We start from the raw sequence: 6,163 nt of genomic DNA, 5'->3' as shown, positions 1-6,163 counted from the left end.
GCCGATTGTGCTAACTTCACCCACGGACGCCTCCTTTGCAGTGGTGTTTTCAACACCTCCACTTTGGCACTTCGATGCCGTTAGGCGGCGTCCACCCCATCGCTTTAGGGGGCCGGAGCCTGGGACCGATTTCGGCCCTGAGAGGACCTTCCGGCTCCCTCCTGCTTCTGAGGGAACTCTACCTTTGTCCCGAGCCCAACGCCTGAAGCGCGGCCTCGCATGCCGCGGCCTTGTTCGCCTGGCCAGCCGTCAACGCAGCGTCAGGTTTAAGTCCCAGGCCGGGACCTTGCTGGCCGGTCAAGCTCGCCGATATGGCGAGGACAATGCCTTCCTCCGTTCTGAGTTTATCGAGCGCTGCAAGCTGCGCGTGTTCCACCGCGGGGTTGCTCGGCACGCCATAGCGGACGGCCATCGCTTCCGCGAAGTTGTCAGACATCTGGAACTGAAGCTCGCGTTCGGTGGCGACCCTTCGGAAGGCGATGGCGTAGTTGGCCAGTTCCTTGCGACCCAGGTGGTCGGCGATCTGTTCGGAGAGCGCCACATCCCAAGCATCGGCTTGCCAAGGATAGCTATCGAGCGGTCGGCCCAGGTCGTGAAGAGCGTTGGCCAAATGGGCGTCATTGTGGACAATCGCTGTCTGCAGGGCGTCGAAGTAACGCTTTGCGCAGAGCTTTTGGGCCTGTTGTTCCGCCGCGAAGGCGAGGTCGACGCTCAACTCTTGATCGAGGCTGGTGCGCACCGCCTCGGCCTTGTGGGACCAGTGCAGCGCCTCAACCGTCTGCTCGCCCAGCAGGGCGATCAGGACGCCGATCACGATGGTTCCGATCTCGGTCAGGAACTCACGCCAGCTATGAACCGGCTTCGACTTATGGATGTCCATGTGCCCCGGCCCCAGCCGACAGGAACACGGTATCGCTGTTCGCCTTGCGGAGGAATGTCTGCTTTCCCTCCAGCGATCTTCGGAACGTCTGCTAACGGGCGTGGAGGCAATGAGACTGTAGAAGGTCATCGGCTGGGTGGGCGCTGCCGCTCGGAGGCGAGCCATGGCTCAAATCGACCTCGTTCGAATCCCCAAGCGGCCTTGGAACTCCGTGCGCATCATCGGCGCCAACCCGCGCAGCCCGAGAACGGCGCACAGCTGAGACACCACTAGACCAGACCCTCCCAAGGTCCGAAGGATCGGCCCCGACATTGGCTCTTTGTCCAATAGCGGCGCCTGGCCGGACTTATGAGCCCACGCCCTAGCCGACCGCGCGGCTGACGGCCTCGGCGTTGGCGGGATCCGGAATTTCGGTGTCGCTGCCCTCGGGCGGCTTGGCCTTGTGGTCGTCGTCTTCGCCCAGGCCCTGGTGGAAGTCCTGCAGGATGTCGAACAGCTCGTCGAGCTCGACCTTCAGCGGCCGGCCCTTGGGGAAGCGGTAGCGCCAGAAGCTGGCGATGTGGGACACCATCCCCGTGCGCTCGCCGAGCGTGATGAACATCTCCGGCGACTTCAGCAGGAAGTTGCGGAAGGCCATCGGGTTGCCCGCCTGGGTCAGCTCGGCGAAGGCGTCGTCATAGACCTGCAGGGTCGTGCGAACCTTGCGCACCTGGCCCAGGATCGCCTGGTTCACCCGCGCGCCCACGTCCTTGACCTGGTTCATCATCTCATAGTCGCGCGGGCCCACGACCTTGATCTCGGAGAGCTCGGCCAGCACCTCGCGCAGCTCCGGCCACAGGCTGTTGAGCACCCATTTGTAGTAGAGGAAGCCCTTCCAGCTGAAGATCCCCTCCCGGAAGTTCTCACCCTCAAGGCCGAGCGTCAGGCGCAGCGGCTCCAGTCGCGTGTCGTCCTGGCCGGACAGCAGGAGGCTCACCAGCTTGGAGATGTTGGCGTTGGGCGAGCCGCCCTTCCCGCCGCCGTAGGCCAGGTCCACCAGTTTGGAGATCTCGCCCGAGACGAAGCGCTGCATGCGCTCCAGGTCGGCGGGGGAGATCGCGAAATAGCAGTTGGCGATCTTGAAATCGCGGCGCTTCAGGTGCTCGCGCAGCAGGAATGGGTCGAGCGAGGGCAGCTCGTCCAGGGCCTCCAGGAGCGAGATGTCGCGGGCCTCGTCCTCGGAGCTGCCGCGCAGCTGGTACAGCATCTCCTGCCAGCCGCGCTGGCCTACGAACAGCGATCGGCCGCCCAGGCCCAGGTCGGTCCGCTCGAAGGGGATGATGACCTTGGTCGAGATGCGCTTGGCGGCTTCGAAGATGTACTGCTCGTCGGCCCGCAGGCGGTGCTTGATGATCACCGCGCCGTTCAGCGAGCTGGCCTTGAAGAAGGGAGCGCTTTCATACTCCGCGTCGCCGACGTTCTGGCTGGCCACGGCGGCGAGGTTGAGGACGCGGCTGGTGGAGGCCGTGCGTTCGAGGCCGCTCAGGCTCCGATACGAGCGGTCTTGTGCGCGCGCGACCAATTCGACCTCCACACGCGAAACCCGTCGGCTTCGCCACCCTGCCTCGCGGCGAGGACGCCAGGCGCGCCGCAGCGCTGCGCGAGCGTCCCCCGACGGCCTCGCCGGCGACTATCCGATGGAAGCTCTACAAATCGGTTAAGGGCGTTTATTCACCGAACCCGCTCTCAGGAACTCAGCACTTTCGGCGCGGCGCTTCCCCTGACGGCCGATTGGCGCGAATACTGGGGGCTCAGGACGGCCCCACGCAAGGCCGCCGTGACGGAGGATTTCGGCCATGGACGACGGTTCGATCGATGTGAAGCGCGCCGCCCGCGACGCCGCCTATTCCATGCCGCTCGCGGACATCAATCCGGCGGATCCGGAGCTGTTCCGCACCGACACCTGGGCGCCCTATTTCGAGCGCCTGCGGGCGGAGGACCCGGTCCACTGGGCCGAGAGCGCGGAAGAGGACATTGGCGGCTACTGGTCGGTCACCAAGTTCAACGACATCATGGCCGTCGACACCAACCACGAGGTGTTCTCCTCCGAACCCACCATCGTGCTGCCCGACCCGGCGGAAGACTTCACCCTTCCGATGTTCATCGCCATGGACCCGCCCAAGCACGACGTGCAGCGCAAGACCGTCAGCCCGATCGTCGCCGGACCCAACCTGGCGAAGATGGAAGCGATCATCCGCGAGCGGGCCGGGGAGATTCTCGACGACTGCCCGATCGGCGTCGAGTTCAACTGGGTCGACAAGGTCTCCATCGAGCTCACCACCATGACGCTGGCCACCCTGTTCGACTTCCCCTGGGAGGACCGGCGCAAACTTACCCGTTGGTCGGATGTGGCGACCGCGGCGCCGGACAGCGGGGTCTTCAGCTCCACCGATCCCGAGATCGCCGAGAACGAACGGCGCGCCGAGCTGTTCGAGTGCGTCGACTACTTCATGCGCCTGTGGAACGAACGAGTGAACGCCCCGCCTAAGGCCGACCTGATCTCCATGCTGGCCCACGGCGAGGCCACCCGCGACATGGATCGCATGGAGTACCTGGGGAACCTGATCCTGCTGATCGTCGGCGGCAACGACACCACCCGCAACACCATCACCGGGTCGGTCCTGGCGCTGGACCAGAACCCCGATCAGGACCGGTTGCTGCGCGCAAACCCGGATTTGATCCCCGCCATGGTCTCCGAGACCATCCGCTGGCAGACGCCGCTGGCCTATATGCGCCGGCGCGCCACGCGGGACTTCGAACTCGGCGGCAAGACCATCCGTGAGGGCGACAAGATCGCCATGTGGTACGTCTCCGGCAACCGCGACGAAGAGGTGATCGAGCGGCCCAACGACTACTGGATCGAACGCCCGCGGGTGCGCCAGCACCTCAGCTTCGGCTTCGGCATCCACCGCTGCGTCGGCAATCGCCTGGCCGAGCTTCAGCTGAAGATCATCTGGGAAGAGATCCTCAAGCGCTTCCCAAAGATCGAGGTGGTGGGCGCGCCCCGGCGGGTGAACTCGTCCTTCGTCAAGGGCTACGAAACCCTGCCGGTGATCATCCCGACCCGGACCTGAGCCCGCACAAATGAAAACCCCGGCCTTTCGACCGGGGTTCTCAAGATCGGCCGCGCGAGGCGGAAGCCGACGGCCTCAGGCCTCAGGCGGCGACGGCCTGACGGCGCCGCTGGCCGCGCAGCACCGAGCCAAGACCGCCGAAGCCAACCAGCATCAGGGCCCAGGAGGCGGGCTCGGGAACGTTCACAAAGCCGGTGGACACCGAGATGTTGTCGACGCCGAAGTCGTTGCCGCTGGCTTCACCGCCTTCATCGATCAGGCCGACCCGGATGGAGCCGTTGGCGACGACGTTGAACTGGCCAATCTCGGTCACGAACACACCGGGCGCCGCCGGGGTCTCGCTCACGATCGGCGAGATCAGCGTCTGATTGCCCAGGCCGTCGGTATACCAGAACTGCAGGACCGAAGTGGTGCCGCTGTAGGTGTTGCAGCACAGGTTCATCAGATCGTACGAGTAGTTGTATTCGCCCGCGGTCACCGCAAACGAGTTGCTGGTCCAGGTCGCGGCCTGGCCGCCTGCGGGCAGCGTCGCGCCGTTCAGCATCAGCATGTTGTTGGTGTTGCTGGGCAGGTTGATCCACTGATCATGAACCGCGTTGGGGTTCTGCGCGATCGTCCAGGTGCCCTCGTTATACATGCTGTCGGCATTGCCCTGGCCATTGCCCATGCCGGGAATGCGATAGCTGTAGTCGGTGGTGAAGCTGTTGCCCGTCACGCTCGACACGCCCGAGGCCTGGGCGCCGTGCTGGATCGCGTTGGGATCGGTCGCCGGGTTGCCGGTGTCGTAGCCGTCGAAACCTTCGAAATAGACGACGGTCGCGTTGGCGACGCCGGCCGTCATCAGGCCAACCGCCAGGGCGGCCGCGGCAAAGATCTTCATTCAGGACCCCATTCGACCCACGAAACGCGGGCCGTTCGCCCATGTGGTCAACAGGTCCTTAACGGCCGGTACAGCCAAGGCAAGCGGATTCCGCCGAATCTGTGTGCGCTGCACAACCCCGAGGGGAGACTTCTCCTGAAAGGGGAAACACAAACAAAGTTGGGAATTTATATGGACTTCTGAAAGCTGGGCTTGAAATCCACGGGATCGCCCTCTTCCGCGCCGCAGCGTAGCTCCGCCGACGGCCGATCGGAGCCTGCAGATGCAGAAGGTCCAGCGCCACGGCCCGGCCGTAGGCGGTCAGCCGACCCCGTCGAGATATTCAATCTCCGGCCGCCCGGCGAGCACTGCGCCAAACTTCGGGCCCGCGGCTTTGAAATAGTCGGTGCCCCCGTGGAGCGTGAGCGCGTCCTGGTCCTTGTAGAGTTCCAGCACCTTGTAGGTGTTGGCCTCGGTGCGGCTCTTGGTCAGCTGATAGGCCAGGTTGCCCGCCTCGTTGGCGCGGACCTGCTTGGCGAGGTCCCCGAAGAAGGCTTCGAACTCGCCGGCCTTGCCGTCCTGGATCTTCAGAGTCGCGATCACGCCGATGGTCATGCCGTTCTCCCAAACGATTGTTTGAATACGGTAAGGTCCGCGTTGCGGCGTGTCATCCCGGAAAGCACGCGGCGGGCAGTTGCTTCGGCGCAGCTTGACAATGCGTCATAATAAATCCATAAAAATCGAGAGAAATCAGGCCTTAGTCAACAAGTCGTATCGTCAATACATGGCATTGTCGCGAACCGAAGTCCTGTTGGAATTCTCCGCGCAATGAGTGATGCGATACTAAATAGAAATTCCGGCATATTCATTGGATTTGCTGAGACTATGCTTTACGCAGCCCTGGTGATCATTCTGAGCCCCATCGTCTTTCCGTCCTTGCGGCGGAATAGAACATGTCATGGGTCAAGCTCGGACTGGGACATCGCGACGGGCGTCAACTGACGCGGCGCGGCGGCCTGCGTCGCACCCATCCAAACGATATATCTCTGCAAGGTCCGGTCGGCGCCGAACGCCGCCTCGAGCTGGGTCAGACCCGCTCGTTCCAGCCGTAGGCCACCCAGTGGTGGCCGCCCAGGTGGCGGGCTTCAATGACGCCGTCAGCTCTGGACCGGGCGGTGCGGCGGGCCCGGAGCGCCAGGCCGGCGAAGCCCAGCAGGGCCGAGGCCATGACCGCGATCACCGCGACCGTGGCGGCGAACACCACGGCCAGGATGGCCCCGACCACAACAGCGGCGATCGTGGCCAGCAGGC

General features: G+C 64.2%; 6 protein-coding genes. 1 reads left to right on the top strand and 5 read right to left on the bottom strand.

Going from position 1 to position 6,163, the window contains the following annotated elements:
• Positions 1-178: 178 nt before the first annotated feature.
• Positions 179-880: a hypothetical protein gene (locus E8A12_RS12620; RefSeq protein WP_293369229.1), complete on the bottom strand. Its 702-nt coding sequence runs from the start codon at positions 878-880 to the stop codon at positions 179-181.
• Between the two features lie 361 nt (positions 881-1,241).
• Positions 1,242-2,441, bottom strand: coding sequence for a hypothetical protein (locus E8A12_RS12615; RefSeq protein WP_293369227.1), 1,200 nt, complete (start codon positions 2,439-2,441; stop codon positions 1,242-1,244).
• 274 nt (positions 2,442-2,715) lie between these two features.
• On the opposite strand from E8A12_RS12615, the gene E8A12_RS12610 reads away from it, so the two are divergent.
• Positions 2,716-3,993 carry a cytochrome P450 gene (locus tag E8A12_RS12610; protein WP_293369225.1) on the top strand — a complete coding sequence of 426 codons (1,278 nt, stop codon included), beginning with the start codon at positions 2,716-2,718 and terminating at the stop codon, positions 3,991-3,993.
• An 82-nt stretch (positions 3,994-4,075) separates the two neighbouring features.
• On the opposite strand, the gene E8A12_RS12605 is transcribed toward E8A12_RS12610, so the two are convergent.
• The 3 genes from E8A12_RS12605 to E8A12_RS12595 form a co-directional block, all read right to left on the bottom strand.
• Positions 4,076-4,873 (bottom strand): PEPxxWA-CTERM sorting domain-containing protein, encoded by a 798-nt coding sequence (locus E8A12_RS12605; protein WP_293369223.1) that lies wholly within the window; start codon positions 4,871-4,873, stop codon positions 4,076-4,078.
• A gap of 300 nt (positions 4,874-5,173) precedes the next feature.
• Complete coding sequence (locus E8A12_RS12600) at positions 5,174-5,467, bottom strand: putative quinol monooxygenase (RefSeq protein WP_293369221.1); 294 nt, start codon at positions 5,465-5,467, stop codon at positions 5,174-5,176.
• A 472-nt stretch (positions 5,468-5,939) separates the two neighbouring features.
• Positions 5,940-6,161, bottom strand: coding sequence for a hypothetical protein (locus E8A12_RS12595; protein ID WP_293369219.1), 222 nt, complete (start codon positions 6,159-6,161; stop codon positions 5,940-5,942).
• Between the last annotated feature and the right edge of the window lie 2 nt (positions 6,162-6,163).

The sequence above is a fragment of the Phenylobacterium sp. genome, assembly GCF_004799395.1.
Taxonomy (GTDB): domain Bacteria; phylum Pseudomonadota; class Alphaproteobacteria; order Caulobacterales; family Caulobacteraceae; genus Phenylobacterium.
Note: the sequence above shows the minus strand (reverse complement) of the source record. Positions and strands in the feature narration are given on the sequence as shown.

Coding starts and splice junctions, on each gene's coding strand:
- E8A12_RS12620 (WP_293369229.1), bottom strand. CDS start 880: ATGGACATCCATAAGTCGAAGCCGGTTCATAGCTGGCGTGAGTTCCTG.
- E8A12_RS12610 (WP_293369225.1), top strand. CDS start 2,716: ATGGACGACGGTTCGATCGATGTGAAGCGCGCCGCCCGCGACGCCGCC.
- E8A12_RS12605 (WP_293369223.1), bottom strand. CDS start 4,873: ATGAAGATCTTTGCCGCGGCCGCCCTGGCGGTTGGCCTGATGACGGCC.
- E8A12_RS12600 (WP_293369221.1), bottom strand. CDS start 5,467: ATGACCATCGGCGTGATCGCGACTCTGAAGATCCAGGACGGCAAGGCC.